This window comes from Psychrobacillus glaciei (assembly GCF_008973485.1).
GTDB classification, from domain to species: domain Bacteria; phylum Bacillota; class Bacilli; order Bacillales_A; family Planococcaceae; genus Psychrobacillus; species Psychrobacillus glaciei.
In genome coordinates this window covers 4,207,430-4,233,072 of the sequence record NZ_CP031223.1, presented here as the reverse complement: position 1 = coordinate 4,233,072, position 25,643 = coordinate 4,207,430, and the positions used below count along the sequence as shown (strand labels likewise).

Sequence of the window (25,643 nt, the reverse complement as noted above, 5' to 3'; positions counted from 1 at the left end):
AATGATGACCGCAGTAAATACGATTCAAATAAAAAAAGGTAGAGTCGATGAAATAATTACACGTTTTGCAACTCCAAAATCAGTGCATACATTCGAAGGGTTTGTATTGATGGAAGTATTAAAAAAAGAAAACAGTCCAGAATATGATGAGTTGAAAATTTGTACGACTTGGGAAGACAGAACTTACTTCGATAAATGGTTAGAAAGTAGAGCAGCACAAATTGCTCACGGACAAAAAATCGAGAATAAGTCGGACGATAGCCCAATAATCGGTTCAGAATTAACGACATTTGAAGTGGCAATTCAACATAAACCAGCAAATTAAGTATTTGAGAAGATCTTTAAGTCAACGCATATATGACTTAAAGATCTTTTTTTTGTATATTACCTGGGTGGAAAGGTAATGATTGCAAGGGAGGTGCTCCCTATGAAAAGCTTATATTCATTACTAATATCTGTTGTTTCGGTCTTATTATATTCTAATTTACAAGTGAATGAGCCTTTCAACGAAAAGTTCCACGGGAAACAATTTTCGACATTTCATATGGATTATGAGGAGGAAATTATAGAGATTGGTATGATTGGAGACATTTTATTGCATTATCCATTATACAATTACGAAAGCTTTCTACCATCCTTTGAACCAATAAGAGAGGAGTTAGAATCATTAGATATTTTATTGGCCAATCAGGAATCTATCTCAGCAGGAACAGAGTTTGGATACTCGGGTTACCCTAATTTCTCAAGTCCTAAACATATTATTGGAGATTTAAAAACGGTTGGGGTGGATATGATATCGATGGCGAATAATCATACACTTGACCAAAAAGAAGCTGGTGTCTTATCGGCTATTAATCATATAAAAAAGTACGATATTCCTTATATTGGGGCATATGAATCATGGGAGGATCAAAAAAACGACCGTATTTTACAAGTAAAAGATATTAACTTTGGATTTCTTGGTTATACATATGGAATGAATGGCTACTCGACTCCTAACGGTAAAGAATATTTGGTAAACCAAATTGATTCTGAACGAGTATCGGAGGAAATTCGAACATTAAAACGCAAAGTTGATTTCGTTATTGTGAGCATTCATTGGGGTAATGAATATGAACTGGACCCGAATGACGAACAAAAACAGTTAGCCCTAATAATGGCGGATGCAGGTGCTGACATTATATTCGGCCACCACCCTCATGTTATTCAACCATATGAAATGATTACAACAAATGAAGGCAGCGAAACGCATGTGTTTTATTCAGTAGGAAATTTCTTTTCTGGACAGACTTTTGACTATACGAATATAGGGGGTATAGCAAAAGTGAGCATTATGAAAAAGATGGTCAATGGAAATCAGGCAACGGTGATTGGACCGTTGTCTTTTTATGCAACTGCTGTTTTGCAAGGAGATCCTGTGAGCGTATATCCACTCAAAGATGTCGAAACCCTAATGGGTCAAAGTGATTGTTGGGTACAGTCACATGTGTTTGGCAAATAATATCAACAGATCAACGTGCTTTAACTTTATATATTTTAATGTTAAACTATGTTGGAAAAAGGAGATGTTCTTATTGAGTAAATTGCAAGGGAAAATAGCAATTATAACTGGCGGAGCTTCAGGAATAGGAAAAGGAATGGCAATGGCATACGTAAAAGAGGGTGCCACTGTTGTTATTGTAGACCTTAATGAAGAATTTGGAATGCAATCAATAAAAGAATTACAAGCGTATGCACCAGAATCTATCTTTATCCAAGCAAACTTGGCAGAACGTGAAAAATTGGCAGGTATTATTGACCAAGTTATAAGTAAGTTTGGGAAATTGGATATTCTCGTTAATAATGCTCATGCTTCTCGCATTAAGACAATCGAGGAAGCGACTCAAGAAGATTTTGACTTATCCTTTAATACTGGTTTCTATCCGACATTCTACTTAATGCAAGCTGCTCTACCTCATTTAAAAGAGACGCAAGGAAAAATTATCAACTTTGCTTCTAGTGCAGGTATTAATGGAGATGCAACTCAAGTAACTTATGCAGCAGCAAAAGAAGCAATACGTGCAATTACTCGTGTTGCAGCAAATGAGTTTGGACCATTCGGCATTAACGTAAACTTAATCGCTCCGATTGCGAATTCTCCTGGTATGCAAGCATGGGCGGAAGAAAATCCAGAATATTATCAAGCAGTGCTTTCAAAAATTCCTCTTAGAAGACTAGGTGAATTAGAAAGTGATATCGGAAGAGTTGCAGTGTTTTTAGCAAGTTCTGATTCAGACTATATTTCGGGTCAGACAATAATGGTTGATGGTGGAGCTACAAAACTAAGATAAATTATAATGATAAATTTGGACAAAAGAGGAGAAATTATTATGAATCGTGTACAAGGTAAAGTAGCATTAGTAACAGGTGGAGCATCAGGTATTGGATTGTCAACTGCGCAACTTTTAGCAAAAGAAGGAGCAAAAGTTGTCATTGCAGATTTTAATGTAGACGGTGCGAAAGAAGCAGCGGAAAATATTAAAAGTCAAGGTGGAGAAGCAGTAAGTATATTCTTAGATGCATCTAAAGAAGAATCTATAAAAGAAGCAGTTGAATTTACTGTAGATCATTACGGTTCCCTAACGGTTTTGTATAACAATGTTGGTATGACAAATCTTAAAAAGGATTTAGATGTTGTGAATATGGACCTAGATGAGTGGGATAGATTAATGAACGTAAATACGAAAAGTGTGTTACTAGGTAGCCGTTTCGCTATTCCACATATGATAAAAGCTGGTGGTGGTTCTATAATAAATACAGCTTCCATGGCAGCATTTGCATCAGATTCAGTACGCTCTGCATATGGAGCGTCAAAAGCTGCAGTTGTTCAGTTGACAAAGTATATTGCGACTCAATATGGTAGAGATAATATTCGTTGTAATGGAGTTGCACCAGGCCTTATTTTAACACCGGCAGCTAAAAATAATTTACCTCCAGCTCTATTAGATATTTTCGGAAAATATAATGCACTTCCATATCATGGTGAGGCAGACGATATTGGGAACACTGTGTTGTTTTTAGCTTCAGATGAATCTAAATTCATTACTGGACAAACAATTCAAGTGGAGGGTGGCCATTATCTCGCTAACCCAACTGTACCAGACTTCAAAGAACTAATGAAAAAATCACAACAAGCTTAAAAAAGTGCCTTCGACCTGATATATATCAGGTCGAAGGTTTTTTTTCACTTTCCAAAGGCATAGTAAGAAGCGGTTTATATTCTTTATTCATTAAGACGTTTTTAAATGCTAAAACATGTCTTTTCGTTTCCATAATTGGAGCACATATACATGAAAAAGTGCGTTTAAAAGCTAGTTGGTTAAGATGAAGAATAGCTAAATCTTGTTGTTTAACTTCTTTATAAATTGTATGAATAGATAATAGGGATAGACCTTCCTTGCTAAGAGTAACCATTTCTTTAATTCCTTGATTGCTATTGATAGTGACTATAGATTCTGCTTTCAATCCGTTGGAACGTATTACATGTTTTAGGTATTCGCGTGTTCCTGAACCTTCCTCCCTCATAAACCACTTCTGATTTTGAAGATCATTGATAGTAAGCGACTTTTTTAAAGCAAGTGGATGATGAGAAGAGCTAACAATAAATAATTCATCTTCCATAAAAGGTTCTACTTGTAGTTCTTTATCATTTGTTTGTCCTTCTATTAGCCCGATATCTACTTTGAATAATCGAACGGATTGAACAATGTCTTCCGTATTCCCAATAAATACTTCCAACTCAAGACTTGGATGCTGGGAATGAAGTTCAATGATTAAGGAAGGGAGAATGTATTCTCCTATTGTAAAACTTGCCCCAATGATTAATTTACCTCTAATTTCATGTTGATGTTCTAGAATATCTTTTTGGGTTTGCTCATACATAGAAAGCATTTGTTTAGCTCGTTCATACAATATTTCTCCAGAAGGAGTAATTTTTAATAATTTGGGGGACCTTATGAACAATTCTGTTTGAAATTCTGCTTCTAAATTTTTTATATGGACACTAACACTTGGCTGAGATATATGAAGGAGCGTCGCAGTTTTTGTAAAGTTTTTAACTTCCGCCAGTGTCACAAAAGTTTTTAGTGCATCATAGTTCATTAATCATGACTCCTTCATTAAAATTATTAATTGAAATCATTATATATATGTATTTTACTAATAATGAGGAAAAACGTATAGTGAACTTAAATATAAAGGAGGATACTTTTAAGATGAATAAGAATATACATTTCTTTTACGGTATAGGAATTACTTTAATCATTGCGTTAATAGCAAAACTGTTAGCAGGAATTCCGTTTTTATCTATAATGGGGCAATTAGTAATTGCCATAATTTTAGGGATGATTTGGAGTGCAACAATTGGTGTTCCAGCACAATTCCAACAGGGAGTGACATTTTCAAGTAAAAAGTTATTACGACTAGGAATTATTTTATTGGGTATGAGATTAAATCTAGCTGATATTTATGATGCTGGTTTAAGCGTTTTTTTTATAGCACTTATTAATATTATATTTGCCCTATTCGTTGTGTATGGCTTAACCAGACTATTTGGTGTAGATAAGAAATTAGGTATTTTAACAGCTTGTGGCACAGCTATTTGTGGAGCAGCGGCGGTCGTAGCAATTGCACCACAAGTAAAAGCTAACGATGATGAAACAGCTATCGGCGTTGCAACAATTGCTATACTTGGTACGTTATTTACGTTAGTATATACTTTTATTTATCCTATACTAAATTTAACTGCTAAAGGATACGGTGTTTTTGCCGGAGGAACTCTTCATGAAATTGCCCATGTTATTGCAGCGGCAGCTCCAGGGGGAAGTGAAGCAGTAGATTTAGCTGTCATTGTAAAGCTAACTCGCGTTGCATTGTTAGTTCCGATTGCTTTAGTGATAGGATTTATCATGCAAAGAAGAGAAAAAGACGGAGAGAAAAGTAAATTTTCAATGTCTAGTATCCCTTGGTTCATTATTGGATTTCTTGTGATGAGCGGTATTCATACACTTGGAATATTCCCAGAATCATTTGCCAGTTTTCTTGTCTTAGTAGCATATCTGCTAATAGCAATGGCAATGGCGGGATTAGGATTAAACATAAACATTAAAACATTTAGAAAGTTAGGCGTAAAACCTTTTGTAGCTGGTCTCATCGGTTCTGTCTTTTTATCCATTCTTGGATATATTCTTGTGTTTGTTTTTCATCTAAATGTTTAGAAGGAGGATGCAATGAAAGAACAAGATCACGATCGGTTGCTTCGTATTAAAACAGAGGGTATAAGGGAGTGGCAGCACCAATCTGCACATTATAATCGTTATGAAGCAACCCCTTACATAGCGTTAGAAGCTCTTTTCAATGAGTATACATGTAATTCGAGTGATAAATTTGTAGATTTCGGTTGCGGAAAAGGCCGATTTCCTTTTTATATACATCATCATCTGCATGTATCAGTTACAGGGGTCGAAATGAGTGGACAACTATATCAGGAATCGATGGAAAACTTAGCAAGTTACATGGGTAGATCCAAGCAAACAAGAGCATCAATTGGATTTGAACGAATGCTAGCGGAGGAATACAAGGTGGATTTTAAAGATAATCGTTTTTACTTCTTTAATCCATTTTCTATTCAAATCTTTCAAAAGGTAATCGATAACATTCTTTTATCGATTGAAAATTACCCGCGTTCGGTCGATGTTATCTTGTATTATCCTACTTCGGATTATATTCAATTTCTTGAAATAAATACTCCTTTTGAATTGTTTAAAGAAGTGAAAGTACCCGAATTATATGAGCAAAATAGCAATGAACATTTTGTAGTTTTTCGGTGCGAATAAATAACTCTTTCGCCCATCTTGTTTGCGCATTAAGATAAATGAATTTAGGATATTAACATCCGCCACAAGATTACCGAAAAAAGCGGATTGAGAAGTGACGCATTCACTTCTCAATCCACAAAAATTCCAACGGTAATAGTGTAGTTTATGTTTTGTCCAAAGCACTCTGGAAATAATAAAGACAAGATGCGCTTAAAGGACGCTTGCACTTTTCTTATTTCATAAAGGGCTCCAGAAGTTCCTCGTATTTCACATACCAAGATTTCCAACTATCGTTTCTAGATTCAATTGTTCGGCCATCTAAAATTGCTTTGATTACATCAAAACAAACATGCCATCCCGCTAAATCTTTGATGGTTTGTTCTGTGAAAGAAGACAGCGTTTCGATAAAAACTAATTGGCATCCTTCTAAATGAGGGGACAACTTGAATCTTGCAACATCTTTACCCCATTCAAAAGCTAAAACATTCAAAAGGTCAAAATCCAGTATCTTCAAATCAATGAAAGTTCCATCTTGCATATCAAATTTGATTAAGCCATCTTTTCGTAAATCAACAACTTCAAGTTCCGTGAACCATTGTTGTAGCTGCTCGTTATCAGTCAGCATCGACCAAACCTTCTCTACCGGATGGTGAAAATACCGTTCGTAATGTGCGGTGTAGACTTCATCTTCTTTTTGAATCGTTGCAATCATTAGCAATTCCTCCTTAGATTTGAAATATATTTTAGACTGAATGAAAGTATTTCCCATCAGTCTAAAGACAATGCATTGCTTCCTCCGCTTCATCCCATGGAACTTTATACCCTTTTCCTTTTGCACAAAATATAGAAGTGGATGTATATTCGGGATCTGCCTCTTTATTATAGCTAATTTTTTCCATGACTTCTTCTGAGTTATGGCATCGATCGTATCCGCCAAATAATAAATTAAGTGTTCCTTTCCCACGAGTGAAAGAAGCGAAAACTGTACTATAATTCATAAAAGTTGCAACGGGAACTCGTCCTTTTACAATTACTTTGTCTCCTATATTTTCTGGTGATTCAAAGGTTCCATGTGCTTGTTGAATGTCCGATAAGACTCGTCCAATAAGATCCATCTCTACTTTAATTTTGTAGTCGTAAAATGGTTCTAGTAAGACATTTTGAGCTTTCTCTAGACCTTGTCTCAAAGCTCTGTAAGTTGCTTCTCTAAAGTCTCCACCGGATGTATGTTCATTATGCCCCCGACCAGTAAGCAGTGTAACTTTTACATCAGTTAATGCAGAACCGGCTAGTAACCCATGATGTTCCCGTTCCAATGAATGATGGCGGATTAAGTTTTGATTGCCAATCGATAAATCATTCGCGTGACATACATTTTCAAAAGAAATCCCGCTTCCACGTTTAGTAGGCTCGATTAATAAATGTACTTCTGCATAATGTTTTAACGGCTCAAAGTGACCATAACCTTTAACAGCATTGGCGATTGTCTCTTTATAAAGAATTCTAGGTTCGCCAAAGGATACGTGGAAGAGGAAACGCTCTAGAACAATTTGCTCCAATACCTCCAGTTGAATGACACCCATTACATGTACATGAATTTCTTGAAAATGCTCATCCCAATAGACACGTAAAGAAGGATCTTCCGCATATAAAAGTTTAAAACAACGCAATACTTCTTTGATATGAATAGAAGCATCAAAGATGACCTTTGATTTTAAAGTCGGAATCATTTCGAATGCTACCTTGGTATAGTTAGCTCCAATTCCATCTCCAATGGAGGCAGCGGTTAACCCAGTTACCGCAACTAATTCACCAGCAATTGCATGATCAACGGGTTTAAATTTACTTCCATTATATAATCGAATTTGCGTAATTTTCTCGGTTTGTTTATCATACTTCACTTCATCCCGAACTTTTAGCTTCCCACTCAATAATTTAAGAAAAGTGACTCGATTTCCACTTTCATCATGGCGAATTTTATACACCTGTGCAGAAAACTCATCTTCTGGATTATAGGAAGTCTCTGTTAACCTATCGAGGTTATCTAAAAATTCGAGGATACCGATATCTTTTAATGCAGAACCGTTTGCACAAGCGAAGATTTTATTTTCATGAATCATTTGTTTGAATGTCCTTATCCACATGTCCTGATCGTATCCAGTGTCCATATACTTTTCTAAAAGTTCTTCATCACGTTCTGCAATAAATTCGATTAACTCATCGTTAAAAAAATTCGTCAAATCACATACATCTTCGGATAAATTGGACCGAATTTCCGCTAGAACGCTTGCTGTATCAGTTCCTTCATAATCGGTTTTATTGATAAAGAAAAAAGTTGGCACTTGGTGTTTGCGAAGTAACTGCCAAACGGTTTCTGTGTGACCTTCTACGCCATCTACTGCACTAATAATGATAATGGCGTAGTCCATCACTTGAATTGCCCGCTCCATCTCTGGAGAGAAATCGACATGACCGGGAGTATCAATAATATAGTAGGTCGAATCATGATAAGTAAATATTCCTTGATCAGCAAAAATAGTAATGCCTCTATTTTTTTCAATCGAATGACTGTCGAGGAAAGAGTCTTGATGATCGACACGACCTCTTTTCCTAATCGTCTGTGTATGATAAAGAAGCTGCTCGGAGAAAGTAGTTTTTCCAGCATCTACATGTGCAAGAATTCCTATCGTTTTATACACTACGTCACCTCTGTTCTCTCTAGCTTTTAACTCTATTATAGCAAACGATTTAGTTGGTAGATTGCACCTGATAATCGATCGCACTTTTCTTAATTGCACGGGCATTTTCCCATAGTGTTATACTATAAAGACATTTAGTTTAGGGGAGGTAACCAATTATGCAGTATTCAAAATCCAAAATGGAAGAACTAGTGAAGTATAGTCCTGAACTTTCTAAACGATTAAAAGAAGTTATGAAAGAACATGATTTAGAAAAAAGTTTTGCGTTAAAAGCTTTGTATCACTCAGAAGTAAAAGATGGCGGGAAATATCAGAGAGATTATCAGGATCTTTAATGTTCAAAAAGCGTGGTGAGTTCAATAGAACTCGCCACGCTTTTTTATTTTTGTTTAACAGCTGTCATCTTTCCATACAGTTCTTTACAAAATGCACACAGTAAATTTACAAAATCATCGAACTTCTTTAACAATTGAGGAATAAAATTCTAATTAGAAACTTAATAGGAAACAGAGAGGGGAGTTTCTAGGCTAGGCAGATTTTGCTAAAAGAAAGCAACTAAATGGGGGAAGAGAAAATGAAGCGTAAAATTTCAGGTTTAGTTATGGCTACTGCAGTGTTATCTGGAAGTGTATTTACTCCTTTAGCAGTAAACCATGTGAGTGCATCATCTATACAACAGCAGCAAAATACTCAAAAAGAAACAATTGTTGTAAATGGCCAAGAAAAAGTAATCTCTTTTACACAATTAAACAAGAAAAAGCTATATTCGGTTGATCAATTATCTCAAATAATGGTTGCTACTGTGAAATACAATAGCAAAACAAAAACTTATGAGGTATCTAAAAATAGCGGTAAAAAAGTCAATAAAATGGACTACAAAGTAGATTCTGCAAATGTAGTAGTTAATGGTAAAAACTTCAAGTTAAGCACACCTACTAAATTAGTAGGTAAAACGTTATTTGTGGAAGCAGATTCTTTCATAAAAACACTTGGCGGTGATGTATTAATCGATAAGTGCCTTTTAGTATCTGTTTCAGGGACTTTTAATCTGACAGAAAAATCATTAAAAGTGGACGGAAATGATAAAAAGGTAAAAGCGCTTAATGTTAATGGAAAACAATTATATTCCGTACAAGATATTGCGAAATTATTTTCTGCTTCTACAACGGTGAATAATAACGAAGTATTAGTAACGAAAAAAGGTAAAACGATTAAACTGAAATTATCAAATAAAGCGATGGTAGTAAATAATAAATCAGTAAATTTAAAAGAAAATCCTATATTAGTTAAAAATGTCGTCTATGCAGAACTTACCGATTTGATAAAAGCGTTTGAGGGAGATATTCTTCCACTTCCAAACGGGTTCTTTGTTTCAACTGCAGGACTAGTAAGTGGTGACACATTCAATCCACAATGGATTGACAATGATTCTGTTCTAGTAACGAATGAAACAGAAACAGAAAGTCGCTCATTACTTTTCAATACTTCTTCTAAAAAAGAATTATTTACAGTAAATGCAACGGAACTAGTAGTTTCTCCTAATGGAAAACAAGCTATCTATTCAGACGAATATGGTTATGTGTATTTAGTAGATTTAGTAAATAAAAAAGTAAATGGATTAAATGTAAAAGATGACTCTGTAAAGTTAGAATTTGTTTGGTCAAATGATAGCCAAAAAATTTATTTCTTACAAGGTGATAAAAGTGAAGTAATTTCCTTTATTAACGTGACAGATGGTTCAATTACAAAAATCTTTGAAGATAAATTAACTTACAAAACGGATCTTCGTCTTTCAATGGACGGTAAAAAGATTCTATATGTAGTAGGTAAAGAAGGAAGTACATCACTTACTGAAGGAGAAAATCCAGAGGTAGACAAAATAGATTTAACAGGTACAGAGCAACAAGTTTATGCTATTAACTTAGATGATGTTGAACGAAAAGCAGTTCCTGTAACTACTTCAAATGATAACAAAGTTTTCCCGAACTTTTTAGCAAATGGAAGTATTGTGTACGTAAGTGCAGATGCTGAGAGTGATAAACTTCCTGATGTAAAAATTATTAACCCAGAAAATGCTGTTTCAACCCTTATCTCAAGCAAAGACATTAAAGATCTTTTTGTCACTACAAAAGGGGAATTAATGATCTTGGTCAAAGAAAGTAATGGATACTCGGTTATATATGAATGGGACATTGTTACCAAAAAGTTAAAAAATATTGCACAAACAAAATTAGAATTAACATCTTTCTCCGTTTCGAATGATGGTAAGTCCATCGTTGCAACGACACCAGGAACAATAGGTGAAAAATTAGTTAAATTTAAAAACGGATTAATGGAAACATTAACGAAATAGGAAAAGGGGTAGATGATCAATGAATATTATGAAACGTGTAGCAATATTAAGTTTGTCATTAGTAGCGGCCGTAGGTTTTTCATACAATGGTATTGCTTCTGCAGCAACATCAGGAAAGATAGTTGTAGCTGGTTCTACAGCATTACTTCCATTAACACAACAAGCAGCGAAAGAATTTAAAAAAATTAACCCTAAAGTGTCCGTATCCGTGTCAGGTTCTTCTTCCATTGCAGGCCCGCAATCTGTATCAAAAGGAGCTGCAACAATAGGCGCTGTCGATTGGGATGCAACGAAAGAAGTACCAGGATTTAAAGCTTTTACAGATTTGAAAGCGCACAAAGTAGCTGCGATTCCATTCGCTACTATTGTTAATAAAGCAAATCCTGTTAAAAACTTAACAACAAAGCAATTGCAAGACATTTATGCGGGGAAAATTACAAACTGGAAAGAAGTTGGCGGAAACGATGCTCAAATAGTTGTTGTAAACCGCAAACATGGTTCTGGTACACGCGTAAACTATCAAATGAAAGCTTTAGATGGGGCAGCCTTTATGACAAAAGGTGAGAATTATAAAGAAGTTGGGAAAAGTGGAGAAATGGTTACTGCTGTTGACACCAATCCAAATGCTCTTGGTTACGTTGACTTTGCTTATGTAAAAGGGAACATTAAAGCGGTTGATTTCAATGGTGTAGCAGCTACTACTGAAAACGTTATTAAAGGAACGTATAAAGTTTGGAGTTATGGTTATCTAGTAACAAAAGGTGATCCAACAGGAGCTGATGCAGAGTTTATAAAGTATATTCAAAGCGGTAAATTTCAAAATGGTTCTTTAACTAAATTGAAGTTTATCCCAATTGATAAAATGAAGTAAGTTCTTCATCACTTAAATAAGCTAAAGTGCCAGCCGTAATAGGCTGGCACTATATTGGTATTTGGAGGATCTTATGAGTAAAATAGAGCACTTGTTAACTAACAGTTATGAAAAAAAAATTTCAAAGAGTACCTATTTTCAAAATCGATTATTTAAGTTTTTTTGTTTATTTAGTGTCCTAATTTTAGGACTAACACTATTATCCATTATTATTTTTGTAGGCCGTACTGGATTACTAGTGTTTAAAGATGTTTCTTTTCAAGAGTTCTTTTTTTCCACAACGTGGGAACCGTATGATGACAAATTCGGTGCAGCCATCTTTATATTAGGAACCCTTGCTTTAACAGGTTTAACTTTATTGTTTGCAGCACCAATTTCCATAGGGGTTGCAATCTTTACTGCTGAAATAGCTCCTAAATGGCTAAAGCGAATAATGCGTCCAGTGTTAGATTTATTAGTTGGCATTCCTTCTATTGTTTACGGATACTTAGGATTAACAGTACTTATCCCGTTATTAAGAGATATAACCGGTGCTACTATGGGGGACGGGCTACTTCCTGCAGCTATAGTATTAAATATCATGGTATTACCCACTATTTCAAGAATTAGTGATGATGCAATTTCTTCCGTACCTTCTGATTTGAGAGAAGCAAGCTATGCGCTAGGGAGTACAAGAATGCAAACCATCCTTAAAGTAATTCTACCTTCCGCAGCACCCGGTCTATTCACAGCTGTTATTTTAGGCATGGCACGTTCAATAGGTGAAACAATGGCGGTTGTTATGGTCATAGGTAACACACCCCAACTACCATCTGATTTATTGACTCCAACTGCCGTTTTAACAAGTAATATTGTAAATCAAATTATTGATGTAGAATTCGATTCAACTTGGAATCACGCCTTGTATATGATGGCATTCTTATTACTACTTATTTCAAACTTACTGATCATCATTATTAGAAAGCTTCGTGTAAAAGGAGCATGAGAATGACTGGGAATTCATCTAACAAGTTATATAAACAAATAAAAAAAACAACGGATAAAATGTTTACGATGGGTTTATGGATCATCACGGCACTTATTTTAGTGCTCATTTTTGGGTTGCTCCTATATATTTTATCAAAGGGGTTACCTAAGATTTCTTTTGATTTCTTAGTAGGCCTACCTAGTGAAATTGACGCGGGTGGAGGAATTGGGCCTTTTCTACTTAACTCTATCTATGTGTTAATCATCTCATTACTCATCTCTATTCCAATAGGTATTGGATCAGGAGTGTATTTATCTGAATATGCACCTAGCAATAGATTTACAGAGTTTATACGGACATGTGTGGAAAGCTTGGCATCAGTTCCTTCTATTGTAATTGGCTTATTTGGTTATGTGTTATTCGTCGATATTTTTAATATTGGGCTAACTATTATTGGTGCAGGTATTACTCTTTCACTATTAAATTTACCAGTGATAACTAGAGTTACAGAGGAAGCAATCCAGACTGTACATAATGATTTAAGAGAAGCTTCCTATGCGATAGGAGCAACTAAAGCACAAACCATTGTAAAAATAGTAATACCTGCTGCTTTAAATGGAATTATTAGTGGAGTGAGCCTTGCTGCATGTAGGGCATTTGGTGAATCTGCCTTAATACTACTAGTAGGGGGTACTGGTACATCCGGGGAGATGTGGGATTGGAATTTCATGTCGCAAGGAGGAACTTTACCTGTTCACTTGTGGTATGTCCAATCAGAAGCATTGGTGGAGGATGCGTCGGATATTGCTCAAAAAACGTCTGCTTTGCTCGTATTAATCACACTTCTCTTGAGTTTATGCATAAGACTTCCACTATGGATAAGGGATTTCCGTTTTCATAGTAGGTCAAAAAGGAATTAACATTGAAATAAAAATTTGATACTTAATACACTCTGTTTAGTAGACCTTTTTTTAGTGCCTATTTTACAGGGTGTTTTTAAAAAGATAAGTATATGCATTTCTACTAAGTAACTGTCCAGACTCCAGCGCCTTGCCCCTCGGGGTCAAATGTGAAAAAGCTGCGGTGGCTGGGGAGCTGCCTCCTGGGCCCGCACGATGCGGGTCATGTCTGCTTTGCCACAGGATGTGGCGAACTTTGCAGACCTACACCTTCCCCATTTGCCTGTCGGGGCAGACATAGACATTTGCGCTTTTCTTATTATCGCAAATTTGGACAAGAAGTCGATTAACCCTCTCTTTATAATCAATTCTAGGGGGTAACAAAATGAAAATATTAAAAACAAAAGATCCATATCGAGTTTACATTTTTACATGCTTTTTATCACAATTATTTTTTACGATTATATTTACAGTAAACTTGTTATATCAGGTACAAACTGTAAAGCTAGATCCGCTACAACTTGTATTAGTTGGGACAATTTTGGAGCTATCGGTATTCCTTTTTGAGATTCCTACCGGAGTAGTGTCAGATTTGAAAAGCCGCAAGCTTTCCATAATAATTGGTTACCTACTAATAGGATTTGGCTTTTTAGTGGAGGGGTTATTCCCCTATTTTATACCTGTACTATTGGCTCAGGTTGCATGGGGGATAGGTTATACATTTACTAGTGGATCTCAGCAAGCGTGGATTGCAGATGAAATAGGAGAAGAACGTGCTTCATTAGCATTTATAAGAGGAGCAAAGGCCGGTAACCTTGGACAAATTATAGCTATCCCATTAAGTATATTCATCGGTTATTTCATGATCAGCTTGCCAATCATTATAGGTGGACTATGTATGTTTGGATTAGCGATATATTTAATGATTTTTATGAAAGAAGACAATTTTAAACCTTTAAATAAGCTAGGTAGAATTTCTACTTTGAAAAACATGAAGGGTAGTATGGGCAAAATTTTATTTTACTCTAAAGCGAGTTTTATCATGAGAATGTTATTTCTAATAGCTCTGTTTGTAGGATTTTATAGTGAAGGTTTTGACCGTTTATGGATGTCTCATTTATTAAATGTATCGAATATAGGAAATTTGACAGATGAGAAATTAGTACTAATAATGGGTGGAATTCAATTTATGGTAGTGTTAATTTCTTTTGTTGCACTTCATTTGATGAATCGAAGTTCTATACATCAAAATCTGAAACATATTTACATGGCTCTTTTTATAGGAAGCATATTTATTATAACTTCATTAATTGGCTTTGCATTTTCTACGTATGTAGTTGGATTATTAGTCTTTTATATAATTATCCAAGTGACAAGGAAAGTCATGTATCCACTCGAGGACGTTTGGCTAAATAAGATCATTCCGGAATCGTCTTTACGTGCAACTTTATTTTCGGTAAAAGGTCAAGTAGATGCTATAGGCCAAATTGGTGGTGGTCCAGTTATCGGATTAGTAGCTTCGAACTTTACAATAAAAACGGCAATCATTGTAAGTGCCATATTATTATCACCTGTTCTATACTTATATAAAATAATTATGAAAAGCTCTAAAGAGTGATTTTTTACTAATGAAACTCATTAAATCAAACAAAAAGAAAAAAGCTTCGGTATAGAACTAACGGTTTCTCTTCAGGGGGAAAAACACCATTAATCGCACTGAAACCAGCAAGTAAAATATCGTATTCTTTAACGGTTTCATCAGAAAAAGAGCATCAATTGATGCTCTTTTTCACATAGTTTTATGAGAATTGTATTCTCAGTTATTAAGTTTTTAAAAATTATTTAACTTCTACAACAAAGGTGTAAGATACCTCTCCGTTAGACCATTTAGCGACTACTTCATATATATACCGCCCCTGGTTTGTGGGTACTGTAATTTGTTTTTTTTCGAAGGTTACTTCATCTTCTTCGGAATCCCATAAATACACACTTAAATTGGGGTTTTGTTCAATTTCAATGGTTATTTTGTTATTTGGTTCCACAGCAATTACTTTGAAACTTTCTGCAATCTGAGTGGGAGATGCAGCGTCAGTTTGAACAGATTCATTTTCATTTTTCCATTTAGAGTTTCCTTTTGTCATTTCATATCGGATGTCATTGATTTTAACAAAACAATTTATAGAAGGGGGGAACTTCTCATTTTTAAAAATAAATTTTGGCAAAGATGATTGGGACTGATTTCCGTTTGAATTTTCAATATTTAAAGCCTTAGCTTTAGCAGGGTAGGATTCATCAATTCCACCATTTATCCATATGACAACCTCTTGACCCTCTTCATAATTTTCGATTTCTCCGTTGTCGGGCATTGCCATCCAGATTAAACCTGTGTCTACATCATCTACTAAAATACGGTTTCCTTTACTGTATATCTTTGTAATAAAGCCTTTCTTATCAATTCCACCTTTAACAGCATCTTCTTTTTGTTTACAACCTACTAAGGTAAAACATAAAATTAATAATAATATTAAATGTTTTTTCATAATAATTTTATCCCCCCCCCTTCGTAATTACCAAAAATATAAAATGTCCTCAATTTTATCCCCCTTTTCGGTTATCACAAGAAGCTGTGTTGGGATAGGTTTCTTTTTATCCTTAGACTTGTATGGTTTACAAAAAGTTATAGTATGTTCTAAGAATGGTGGCGACCATTTGAGCATATTTCGGATTGGAGTTTGAATAGATATAACTCTTTTCATCCCCTTTTCCACCTGTTCAGGTTTTAAGGCAGATACGTCGGTTGTACAATCTACTTTGGAAGAAAGACTTCTTTATGAAATGTATGCTCATTAGTGCGAATAGGTATGCCATTCCGATTGCTATTTACTTGTTTTGTCCTCCTATAGAGAACTCGTTAGTTTTAGAAAGGATGCTGTTTTTGTTTGACATCAAAAACTTTAAGAATGTGATGTTAATGGAAATAAAAAATGTTCTGTTACATCTTTAATCAATGGACGGACGAATAATGTATCATCACTATCTGTTATAAACGCGGTATTGAACTTTTTATCATTATCATCTGGAGTAAAGTGGAAATTAATTATCTCCGTTTCAATAGAAATAATATGACTTAAAATGGTGTCTATTTCTACTCTTTTTTTGCTGACTATATCAAATAGGTGAAGATGACTACCCTCGTGTTTAAATAGTACAATTACATCCTTTTCTTCAATGTAATAAATAGCCTCACTAAAAACTAGGATAAAATAAAACATTAAAAGATGTTTATTATTTTTTACTTCGAGGAAAGTTGATACAGGTATTCTTTCAGTTGCAAAACCTTCTAATAGTTGTAAATCCATTGCACTTTCAATATTTAAACGCCTTAAAGTGCTTGATTTTGTTCGTTGTTTTTTAACATCTGATATTTTCAATGAAAAACTACTTTCTTGTACTTTTTCAAATCCAAATTTAGGATAGAAATCTAAAACGGATTTATTAGCAAACAAGAAGATAAAATCGGACTCTTTTTCATATTTCTCTATGATATGGTTCATCAGTTTACCGGATAATCCTTGGATACGATAACCAGGATGCGTCATAACCGTACCGACTTGTATGACTTTATATTCTTTATCATTAGATACAATCGTCATTTTGTTTATAGAAGCATTTGCAATCACTTTATTTCCATCGAAGTAAGAATAACAAACATAGTTGTCGCCCCAATAACCTTTTTTGTACCATGATTTAAAATCAATTCCAAAGACCATTTTAGCCAGTTCATTGAAACTTTCCTTATATGCTTGTATGTTTTTATAATCACTTATTAGTTGATAAACAGTCATTCTAAACCTCCATTCTTTCTTTTATTGGTAAATAAATTTCCATATATATTTTTTCATATTCCCAGTCGTGGCAGTGTTCATCATAATATTCAAAGTCATAAACAATTTCATCCACCTCATAATGAGATTGTGGTAACCAATCCTCCAAAATATATTGCCAAGTTCCTTTGATAGAAGGAACAAATTGCTCAGCTTCTACGAGAGGGGTTCTGAAGACTGCATAAGTCGCATCTTTCATTTTCAACCTTGTTAATCCATCAGGAAGTTGAACTTCTTGATCGTAGTTTACTGCAAATAAATAAGTGAATTTATCCTGTGAATCCGTATCACTTAAATTAATACAGTATTCCCCATGCTCTCTTGGAGATAATAAATCGTACAGTGTTCTTTCAATTGCCTCATCTGGTGGGATTCTTTGTTCCCAAAAGGCAGGAGCATCTCTTGTATAAAAGACCTTTTCAATGTCACTCTCGAATGTCTTGCCAGCAATTTCAAAAGCTCGTTTATGAACAATTTTTGGTTGCATAACGATACCCCCAGTTTGTTTTTGACGAAGACTCAGTAAATCCAATTTTTGTGGCAATGAGATTGGGCAATGCATCTTATATAAGCTAGGAGGACTTCCGAAGCATCTTTTAAAAGCTTTTGTAAAACCAGAGTGAGTTTCAAAACCATAATCCAATGCTATTTGAATAATTTTCTTTTTGCCTTGGACTAAGTCATATAAAGCAAACTGAAGCTTTCTTTTTTGTACATAATCCATAACTGTATAACCAATATACTTATTAAAAATTCTATAAAAATGATAAGGAGAATAGCCTGCAATGGTAGCAAGTTTCTCTGGATCAATTTCTTCCTTAATATGGAAATCTATATAATCAATTACCCGTTGTAATAAAAATAACTGTTGAATTGGAATTTCCACCTTTTATTATTTATTCAATATTCATAATATAACTTACTGTTCAATTATAATAGATTACAATCAATGAAAATTAAAAAATATAAACAAAGGGGATAAAATGTGAAAACACTTGTAAATAGTATTCTAGAATTGATTGAACAATCGGATGGAACCTGGGGCATTGTTTTGGAAGATTTGGATTTAGGTGAGAAGTGGGTGTGGAATGGGGACGAACTCTTCTACGCAGCAAGTGTTATAAAAGTACCTATTATGGCAGCAGTTTTCGCCGCCGCTGAAATGGGAAAACTAGCAATATCAGATCAGCTTGTTCTCAAGTCTGAAGATTTTGTTTTAGGTTCTGGTATTCTTCAACATTTGACTCCTGGGACGGCATTCTCCCTTAAAGACATAATTATGTTAATGATTATTCAAAGTGACAACACAGCAACGAATATAATGATTGATCTAGTAGGAATGGATAATATTGTACAAACGTTGAAAAAAGCGGGTATGGAAAAGAGTACTTTTTATAATAAATTAATGATGAATAACCCTAATCCAAAAGGCTTTAATCAAATAACACCAAATGATATTTCAAAGTTGCTAAAACAGATGACAACAGGTGAGTTAGTAAGTCCAGAAGCTAGTGAACAAATGATAGGTATCATGAAAAAGCAGCAAATAAAAGATTGCTTACCAGACAAGTTGCCATCCCCCTATTCCAATTTTAATAATGGTATGACTGCATGGGAGCTGGCACATAAAACGGGATGGATTCCAGGGACGCGTCATGATGTCGGCATTTTTTACGTTGGACAACGGAAGCTAATTGCAACTGTTCTATCGAAGGATGTAGATGACTTATTATCGAAGCAAATTTTAACGGAGATAGGGGGAAAAATATATAACTACTTACAAGAAGGTGCGATATGTTAACTTTATGCATAATTAGACTAGGTGTCTTTATAGGTCATAAAAAATGAAAACTAAACAAAAAACCGATCCTCTTTTCAGAAGAAATCGGTTTTTACATGTATAATTATTTCGCTGTTACTCCACCATCAACTGGAAGTTCCACACCAGTAATGTAAGAAGAAGCATCGGATGCTAAGAACAATACTGCTTCAGCAACTTCTTCTGATTGACCAACACGTGGAAGAGCAGTTTGAGCCAAGAACCATTTACTCATTTTCTCGTCTTCCATGTACGCTTTACTCATTGGCGTCACGATGAAACCAGGGTGTACTGAGTTTACTCGGATATTATCTTTACCATAGTCAACTGCACACGCTTTCGTTAACATGCGTACTGCTCCTTTAGAAGAAGTGTAAGCACCAGCGCCTGAGCTACCTTTTAACCCAGCGATAGAAGAAATGTTTACGATAGAACCGCCACCATTAGCACGGAAATGAGGTAATCCTAATTTAGTTCCTAGGAACACGCTTTTAACGTTGATGTTCATAATGAGATCCCATTGTTCAATTGTAAGTTCTTCCATACTAGGACGTTGGCTAATACCTGCATTGTTTACAAGTACATCTAATTTACCGAAAGTGTTAATCGTGTTCTCATAAACTTTCTTCCAATCTTCTTCAGAAGTAACGTTATGGGCAACCGAAATTGCTTCTCCGCCAGCTGCTTTAATTTCTTCCGCTACTGCTTGTACAGCTACTTCATTAATATCTGTTGCAACAACCTTTGCACCTTCTCTTGCGAATAAAAGTGCCTCCTCACGTCCCATACCCGAACCAGCGCCTGTAATAATAGCTATTTTACCTTCTAATCTAGTCATTTGCATTTCCTCCTGAACTATTTTAACATTAAAATATTTAACAACAAAGTAATTATAACTCCAAGAAATAGCGTTTACAAATTTAAAGTTTCTTTCTGATATATGCTAAGCTTACTCCAATATTCTGATATGTATGTATCTCACTTGAAGAATATAGCATGCTATAATAGAGATACTATTGGAGGGAATATATTGACGAACATTAGCCGACAACCGGCATTCATTTATACATATGCATACAATGATGCAGAACGCTCTTTATGTCATTTAGAGATGCGCTCTTTTTTTGGAGAAGACACAGAAATAAAAATTATAAAAAGCCAAGTGAAAATCGATCCTAGTAGAAGTCCATTTATGAAAGGTCGAGTAGAAATTTTAATAGATGGTGACACAGTAGAAGAGATCATTGCACAGGCTTCTGCTTTTGGTTCAGAAAATGAGACGAATAAAGTGATATTCCTGAAAATTAACGATCGCCAAGGTAAAGATAAAATTGAAAATAGCGAGCGTCTTCAAATAGAACGAGCAATCGGAAGTGAGATGCAAGGAGAGTTTGATTTACATAATCCCGACCAGCTATACGCAATAGTTCCATATGGTGGTCGCTGGTATTTTGGTTTGTATACAAAAAGTGAACCGATATGGTTTCATCATGTAAAAAAACCAAGAGAGTATTCTACAGCTTTAAGCACACGCGTTGCTAGGGCTGTAGCAAATATAGCAGTTCCGCATCCAAAAGGAATCTTGGCAATAGATCCTTGTTGTGGAATAGGAACGGTACTAGTAGAAGCGTTATCTATGGGGATACATATCGTTGGTCGAGATATTAATCCATTAGTTTGTGAAGGATCAAGAGAAAATATTGCTTATTTTGGTTTAACTGGTGATGTAAAAAAGAGTGCAATAGAAGACATAACGGAAACATATGATGTAGCTATTATCGATTTACCGTACAATTTATATACAAGTGCATCTTGGGAAGAACAGTTCACCATTTTAAAACATGCCAGAAGAATTGCAAAAAAAGTAGTCATTGTAACAATTGAATCGATGGATGATCGTTTAAAAACGGTGGGCTTTCAAATAACGGACCGCTGCATAACAACAAAGCAACAGTTTTCTCGTGAAATAGTCGTATGCGAATGATTTAATTTCATTTAGAAAGGAGAACAAAGGATGAAGGATTTATCCATTGTTGCACTTTTAGACGTAATTGGTGAATTGTTTTCAGATGAAATTTCTATTGCCGTTTCTAATACCGAAGAATATATATATTATCGCCCAAGTAAGCGAATAGATTTGAAAATTACTCCAGGAGATTCTGTAAAAGAAGGAACGATTGCTTACAAAGCATTGCATAGTAAGCAAAAGGTTTCCGAATTTATAGACAGGGAAGTTTTTGGAGTACCTTATCATGGCATGGCAGTGCCATTTCAGTTCAAAGGAGAACTAGAAGGGTGTGTTTTAGCTATTTATCCTGCTTTCACGGAAGGAAAATCAGTTATTACAATAAAGACGCAAGATGGATGGAAACCTATCCCTTTTACAGATGTTTACTATTTAGAAGCTAAAGATCGTAAAACATATATTGTAACGAAAACGTTCTCTGGTACGCATACTAGTTCATTACAAGACTTTGAATATAGGCTTCCAAAGGAAATGTTTATTCGATGTCATAGATCCTTTATCGTCAATGTACATCATATAAAAGAAATTTTTCCAGATACGCACTCTACATTTGTACTTGCGATGGATAATGAAGAAAAAATATCCGTGAGTCAATCGTATTCAAGTTATTTTCGAAAGCTATTAGGATTTTAAAGATAAACGTTTGAGTAAGGGGAAAACTCCCTGAAATTCAAGCGTTTTTTTTCATTAATTTTCTCCAAAGGAAATACGGATTGTATTTTAATTCAAAAGAATGCTGGTTTAGTAATTGCGTTCGCTGCTTCAAACGTATAAAACGAGTATTCGTCATTTTTTTTCGAAACTGTGACAAAACACGATAAAATTATCTAAATGCTATATTCAAGGGGGATCTCAAGTGATGATAAAGAATCTTGAGCGTATTAAGGATAATAGTTTACATAGTCTAGTTGTTGGTGCGAATGAAGCAGCATCATGGATTCAAGATGGAATGACATTGGGGTTAAGTGGTTTTACACGTGCAGGTGATGCGAAAGCGGTTCCATTTGCTTTAGTGGAAAGAGCGAAAAAAGAAGATTTTAAAGTGAATATTTTTACAGGAGCATCTTTAGGCTCCGATATAGACAAGTTATTATCAGAAGCAGGTATCATAAATAAGCGTTTGCCATTCCAGGCAGATGCAACAATGCGAAAAAACATTAATGCTGGTAAACATTTATTCGTCGATCAGCATTTATCACATACAGCGGAAATGATTCGATCAGGAGCTTTACCTGAAATTGACTTTGCAATAGTGGAAGCGATTTCAATTACGTCAGATGGAATGATTATTCCAACTACTTCTGTTGGTAACTCTCTAACATTTGTATCACAAGCAAAAAATATTATAGTAGAGATAAACTTGGGTCATTCGGAATTATTAGAAGGATTGCATGATTTATACGAACCAGCAGATCAAGGGGAAAGAGAGCCCATTCCTGTAACAAAGGTAGATGATCGAATTGGGACAATGGGTATTCCATTTGATTCAGCAAAAATAAGAGGGATTGTGTTTACAGAACATATAGATTCCCCTTCCACAATTGTTTCTCCAGATTTTGAAACGGAAGAAATTGCTCAGCATTTAATTACATTTCTACGTGAAGAAGTGAAGGCGGGCAGGTTTACAAATAAACTTGCACCCATACAATCAGGGATTGGCTCCGTTGCTAATGCTGTATTACATGGCATGATCGATTCTGAGTTTGAGGATTTACAAGTATATTCAGAAGTACTACAAGACTCTGTGTTTGATTTAATAGATGCTGGAAAAGTAAACTTTGCATCAGCATGTTCTATTACACTTTCAGGAAAGAAAATGGAGCAAGTATATGGGAACTTTGAAAAGTATCGTGATCAGCTTATATTAAGACCACAAGAAATAACAAATCACCCGGAGATCATACGTCGTCTCGGATTAATTGCTATTAATACTGCTTTAGAATTCGATATTTATGGGAACGTTAACTCTACTCATGTCTCTGGAACAAAAATGATGAATGGGATTGGCGGTTCCGGAGACTTCGCCCGTAATTCACGAGTAGCCATTTTTGTGACAAAATCAATTGCCAAGGGCGGGAACATTTCAAGTATCGTTCCTTTCGTAGCGCACGTGGATCATACGGAGCATGACGTTGACGTAGTTGTGACGGAGCAAGGTTATGTGGATTTACGTGGATTAGCACCTAGGGAACGAGCAGAACTAATCATTGAAAACTGTGCACACCCTCACTATAAAGAACAATTAAGTCATTACTATGAGGAAGCTTTAACAAGAGGAGGACAAACTCCTCATGTACTAGAAAAGGCATTTTCATTCCATACGAATTTAGCTGAACATGGGACGATGCTAGAAAAACTCGTTTAAAAATAAAAACCGATCTCATCCGCGGATGTAATCGGTTTTTATTCTTTAATGAATATCTTTTTTCTTGAATCTTCCACCACGAACTTCTGCAATATTACCTACCGCTAGAAAAGCATGATCATCAATCTCTTCTACGATCGTTTTAAGCTTAGCTTCTTCTAATCGTGTAATGACGGTGAAAATCACTTTTTTATTGTCTCCGGTAAATGCACCTTCACCGTGCAAATAAGTAACACCACGTCCTAAACGATCCATAATTGTATCTCCAATATCTTCTATATAATCACTTATTATATAAACAGATTTAGATTCATCTAGACCTTGAATAACAATATCAATCGTTTTAAATGCAATGAAGTAGGCTAAAAATGAATACATCGCTTGCTCCCATGTAAAGACGAATCCTGCTACTGAGAAAATAACTAAGTTAATAATCATAATGATTTCTCCGACAGAGAACGGGAGGGCCTTATTAAATAAGATTGCTAGAATCTCAGATCCATCAAGAGAACCACCGTTTCGAATTACAAGACCAACTCCGATCCCTAACACGATTCCGCCAAATACAGTGGAAAGTAATAAGTCTGTAGTTACAGGGTCAACTTTATGTAATAACGATGTGAAAATGGATAAGACAGTAATACCAAATAGTGTAGATAATGCGAAGGTTTTTCCTATTTGCTTATAACCGAGGAAAAAGAAAGGGATGTTCAAGATAAATATAAAAACTCCTAAACGAAGACCTGTAAGATGAGAAAGGATGATGGAAACACCAACAACTCCACCGTCTAATATTAGGTTAGGAACCAAAAATAGTTCTAAACCAACAGCCATTAATATTGCACCAACAGCAATCATTATAATCCGTGCAAACAAGACCTTTTTTGGAGCACTCCTATGTGGGATTTTGACAGTTTTAGCTTCCAAGCATATACCATTTGATATGTCACCCAATGTTATCAACCTCTTTTCTAAAAGTAACCTATACTCTATATTTTATATAAAGTTTCAGAATAATTAAAGGATAACGCCTTCGTTAGGTGAGATAATATGGACCTAAATATATTATGGTATAATGAGTAAGAATTATTTTGAGAAAGAGAGAGCATAAATGGAAATTATTCAAGGTTTGATTAGTTTTATTTTGCATATAGATGAGCATTTGGTAGATATTATTCATAATTTCGGCGGATGGTCATATGCAATATTATTTTTGATTGTCTTTATTGAGACTGGTGTTGTTATTTTTCCTTTCTTACCTGGAGATTCTCTATTATTTGCAAGCGGAGCATTTGCGGCGGTTGGAGCATTTCACATTACTTTGTTGTGGCTTGTCTTTTTTGTAGCAGCGGTTCTTGGCGATACGATGAATTATCAGATTGGGAAAAAAGTAGGGACCTCTATTCCTCCCAATAGTTTACTTGGGAAGTGGATTAACCAAGAGAAGATGTTTAAGGCGGAACAGTTTTTTAACAAACACGGCGGAAAAACAATAGTCATTGCTAGATTTATGCCATTTATTCGCACGTTTGCACCATTTATTGCAGGAGCAAGCCAAATGCATTATCGTGATTTTATCGTTTATAATGTGATGGGTGCAGCGTTGTGGGTAACTTTAGGAACGGTACTGGGTTATTTCTTTGGAGGTATCCCTATAATTAAAGATAACTTCTCAACGGTTTTATTGCTTATTATATTTGTTTCCGTTTTACCTGGAATAATAGGACTTTTGAAAAGTCGTATGAAAAAGTGAGTAAAGGAAAGCGCTACAGCATTTGTAGCGCTTTTTTTGTTGTCTGAAATAAGAACTTACATGGAAAGGTGAAATAGGATGTAAATCGGTAGTCGCTTTAGAGTGGTTGTTCATATACTATCTTTAATAACTTTAGATTAATACGGAAAATT

Annotated in this window: 26 protein-coding genes; 17 read left to right on the top strand and 9 right to left on the bottom strand. The window is 35.1% G+C overall.

The window, feature by feature from the left end; genetic code table 11:
• The first annotated feature begins 1 nt into the window (after position 1).
• The 4 genes from PB01_RS20140 (at position 2) to PB01_RS20125 (ending at position 3,179) form a co-directional block, all read left to right on the top strand.
• Positions 2–325: an antibiotic biosynthesis monooxygenase gene (locus PB01_RS20140; RefSeq protein ID WP_151702143.1), complete on the top strand. Its 324-nt coding sequence runs from the start codon at positions 2–4 to the stop codon at positions 323–325.
• 102 nt (positions 326–427) lie between these two features.
• Complete coding sequence (locus PB01_RS20135) at positions 428–1,501, top strand: CapA family protein (protein ID WP_192797408.1); 1,074 nt, start codon at positions 428–430, stop codon at positions 1,499–1,501.
• Positions 1,502–1,574: 73 nt separating this feature from the next.
• Complete coding sequence (locus PB01_RS20130) at positions 1,575–2,330, top strand: SDR family NAD(P)-dependent oxidoreductase (RefSeq protein WP_151701818.1); 756 nt, start codon at positions 1,575–1,577, stop codon at positions 2,328–2,330.
• 39 nt (positions 2,331–2,369) lie between these two features.
• On the top strand, positions 2,370–3,179 hold the full coding sequence (locus tag PB01_RS20125) for an SDR family NAD(P)-dependent oxidoreductase (RefSeq protein WP_151701817.1): 810 nt from the start codon (positions 2,370–2,372) through the stop codon (positions 3,177–3,179).
• A 25-nt stretch (positions 3,180–3,204) separates the two neighbouring features.
• On the opposite strand, the gene PB01_RS20120 is transcribed toward PB01_RS20125, so the two are convergent.
• Positions 3,205–4,140, bottom strand: coding sequence for a LysR family transcriptional regulator (locus PB01_RS20120; RefSeq protein WP_151701816.1), 936 nt, complete (start codon positions 4,138–4,140; stop codon positions 3,205–3,207).
• A 113-nt stretch (positions 4,141–4,253) separates the two neighbouring features.
• Between PB01_RS20120 and PB01_RS20115 the strand changes: the two genes are divergently transcribed.
• Together PB01_RS20115 and PB01_RS20110 are read left to right on the top strand one after the other, a co-directional pair.
• Complete coding sequence (locus tag PB01_RS20115) at positions 4,254–5,255, top strand: YeiH family protein (RefSeq protein ID WP_151701815.1); 1,002 nt, start codon at positions 4,254–4,256, stop codon at positions 5,253–5,255.
• A 12-nt stretch (positions 5,256–5,267) separates the two neighbouring features.
• Positions 5,268–5,873 carry a class I SAM-dependent methyltransferase gene (locus PB01_RS20110; protein WP_151701814.1) on the top strand — a complete coding sequence of 202 codons (606 nt, stop codon included), beginning with the start codon at positions 5,268–5,270 and terminating at the stop codon, positions 5,871–5,873.
• Positions 5,874–6,087: 214 nt separating this feature from the next.
• Here PB01_RS20110 and PB01_RS20105 read toward each other — a convergent pair whose 3' ends face one another.
• Positions 6,088–6,567 carry an SRPBCC family protein gene (locus tag PB01_RS20105; protein WP_151701813.1) on the bottom strand — a complete coding sequence of 160 codons (480 nt, stop codon included), beginning with the start codon at positions 6,565–6,567 and terminating at the stop codon, positions 6,088–6,090.
• Positions 6,568–6,628: 61 nt separating this feature from the next.
• Positions 6,629–8,554 carry a GTP-binding protein gene (locus tag PB01_RS20100; RefSeq protein ID WP_192797407.1) on the bottom strand — a complete coding sequence of 642 codons (1,926 nt, stop codon included), beginning with the start codon at positions 8,552–8,554 and terminating at the stop codon, positions 6,629–6,631.
• Positions 8,555–8,712: 158 nt separating this feature from the next.
• Here PB01_RS20100 and PB01_RS21155 point away from each other — a divergent pair, with 158 nt between their 5' ends.
• From PB01_RS21155 to PB01_RS20075, 6 genes are all read left to right on the top strand, one after another.
• Positions 8,713–8,889: a hypothetical protein gene (locus PB01_RS21155; RefSeq protein WP_090567581.1), complete on the top strand. Its 177-nt coding sequence runs from the start codon at positions 8,713–8,715 to the stop codon at positions 8,887–8,889.
• Between the two features lie 239 nt (positions 8,890–9,128).
• Entirely contained in the window at positions 9,129–10,907 is a 1,779-nt protein-coding gene (locus tag PB01_RS20095) for a stalk domain-containing protein (RefSeq protein ID WP_151701811.1), read from the top strand.
• Between the two features lie 19 nt (positions 10,908–10,926).
• A complete protein-coding gene (locus PB01_RS20090) occupies positions 10,927–11,778 on the top strand; it encodes a phosphate ABC transporter substrate-binding protein (protein ID WP_151701810.1) in 852 nt (283 codons plus the stop codon).
• Positions 11,779–11,851: 73 nt separating this feature from the next.
• Complete coding sequence (gene pstC / locus PB01_RS20085; RefSeq protein WP_151701809.1) at positions 11,852–12,763, top strand: phosphate ABC transporter permease subunit PstC; 912 nt, start codon at positions 11,852–11,854, stop codon at positions 12,761–12,763.
• Between the two features lie 2 nt (positions 12,764–12,765).
• Positions 12,766–13,665: a phosphate ABC transporter permease PstA gene (gene pstA / locus PB01_RS20080; RefSeq protein ID WP_151701808.1), complete on the top strand. Its 900-nt coding sequence runs from the start codon at positions 12,766–12,768 to the stop codon at positions 13,663–13,665.
• Positions 13,666–14,029: 364 nt separating this feature from the next.
• A complete protein-coding gene (locus PB01_RS20075) occupies positions 14,030–15,262 on the top strand; it encodes an MFS transporter (protein ID WP_151701807.1) in 1,233 nt (410 codons plus the stop codon).
• A gap of 220 nt (positions 15,263–15,482) precedes the next feature.
• Here the strand turns inward: PB01_RS20075 and PB01_RS20070 are convergent, their stop codons facing one another.
• The 4 genes from PB01_RS20070 to PB01_RS20055 form a co-directional block, all read right to left on the bottom strand.
• Positions 15,483–16,184 (bottom strand): DUF3221 domain-containing protein, encoded by a 702-nt coding sequence (locus tag PB01_RS20070; RefSeq protein ID WP_151701806.1) that lies wholly within the window; start codon positions 16,182–16,184, stop codon positions 15,483–15,485.
• 27 nt (positions 16,185–16,211) lie between these two features.
• Complete coding sequence (locus PB01_RS20065) at positions 16,212–16,400, bottom strand: hypothetical protein (RefSeq protein ID WP_151701805.1); 189 nt, start codon at positions 16,398–16,400, stop codon at positions 16,212–16,214.
• 198 nt (positions 16,401–16,598) lie between these two features.
• On the bottom strand, positions 16,599–17,489 hold the full coding sequence (locus tag PB01_RS20060; RefSeq protein ID WP_151701804.1) for a GNAT family N-acetyltransferase: 891 nt from the start codon (positions 17,487–17,489) through the stop codon (positions 16,599–16,601).
• A gap of 1 nt (position 17,490) precedes the next feature.
• Positions 17,491–18,414, bottom strand: coding sequence for an AraC family transcriptional regulator (locus PB01_RS20055; RefSeq protein WP_225986114.1), 924 nt, complete (start codon positions 18,412–18,414; stop codon positions 17,491–17,493).
• Positions 18,415–18,513: 99 nt separating this feature from the next.
• Here PB01_RS20055 and PB01_RS20050 point away from each other — a divergent pair, with 99 nt between their 5' ends.
• Positions 18,514–19,329 (top strand): serine hydrolase, encoded by an 816-nt coding sequence (locus PB01_RS20050; RefSeq protein ID WP_151701803.1) that lies wholly within the window; start codon positions 18,514–18,516, stop codon positions 19,327–19,329.
• Positions 19,330–19,432: 103 nt separating this feature from the next.
• Here PB01_RS20050 and PB01_RS20045 read toward each other — a convergent pair whose 3' ends face one another.
• Positions 19,433–20,185 carry an SDR family NAD(P)-dependent oxidoreductase gene (locus PB01_RS20045; RefSeq protein ID WP_151701802.1) on the bottom strand — a complete coding sequence of 251 codons (753 nt, stop codon included), beginning with the start codon at positions 20,183–20,185 and terminating at the stop codon, positions 19,433–19,435.
• Between the two features lie 192 nt (positions 20,186–20,377).
• Between PB01_RS20045 and PB01_RS20040 the strand changes: the two genes are divergently transcribed.
• The 3 genes from PB01_RS20040 (at position 20,378) to PB01_RS20030 (ending at position 23,738) form a co-directional block, all read left to right on the top strand.
• The gene (locus tag PB01_RS20040; RefSeq protein ID WP_151701801.1) at positions 20,378–21,331 is read left to right on the top strand and encodes a TRM11 family SAM-dependent methyltransferase; all 954 of its coding nucleotides are present in this window, start codon (positions 20,378–20,380) and stop codon (positions 21,329–21,331) included.
• A 30-nt stretch (positions 21,332–21,361) separates the two neighbouring features.
• Complete coding sequence (locus tag PB01_RS20035; RefSeq protein ID WP_151701800.1) at positions 21,362–22,006, top strand: LytTR family DNA-binding domain-containing protein; 645 nt, start codon at positions 21,362–21,364, stop codon at positions 22,004–22,006.
• A 226-nt stretch (positions 22,007–22,232) separates the two neighbouring features.
• On the top strand, positions 22,233–23,738 hold the full coding sequence (locus PB01_RS20030) for a succinyl-CoA:acetate CoA-transferase ScpC (RefSeq protein WP_151702141.1): 1,506 nt from the start codon (positions 22,233–22,235) through the stop codon (positions 23,736–23,738).
• 45 nt (positions 23,739–23,783) lie between these two features.
• Here PB01_RS20030 and PB01_RS20025 read toward each other — a convergent pair whose 3' ends face one another.
• Positions 23,784–24,596 (bottom strand): YitT family protein, encoded by an 813-nt coding sequence (locus tag PB01_RS20025; RefSeq protein WP_151702140.1) that lies wholly within the window; start codon positions 24,594–24,596, stop codon positions 23,784–23,786.
• Between the two features lie 253 nt (positions 24,597–24,849).
• On the opposite strand from PB01_RS20025, the gene PB01_RS20020 reads away from it, so the two are divergent.
• A complete protein-coding gene (locus PB01_RS20020) occupies positions 24,850–25,491 on the top strand; it encodes a VTT domain-containing protein (protein ID WP_151701799.1) in 642 nt (213 codons plus the stop codon).
• Positions 25,492–25,643: the final 152 nt, after the last annotated feature.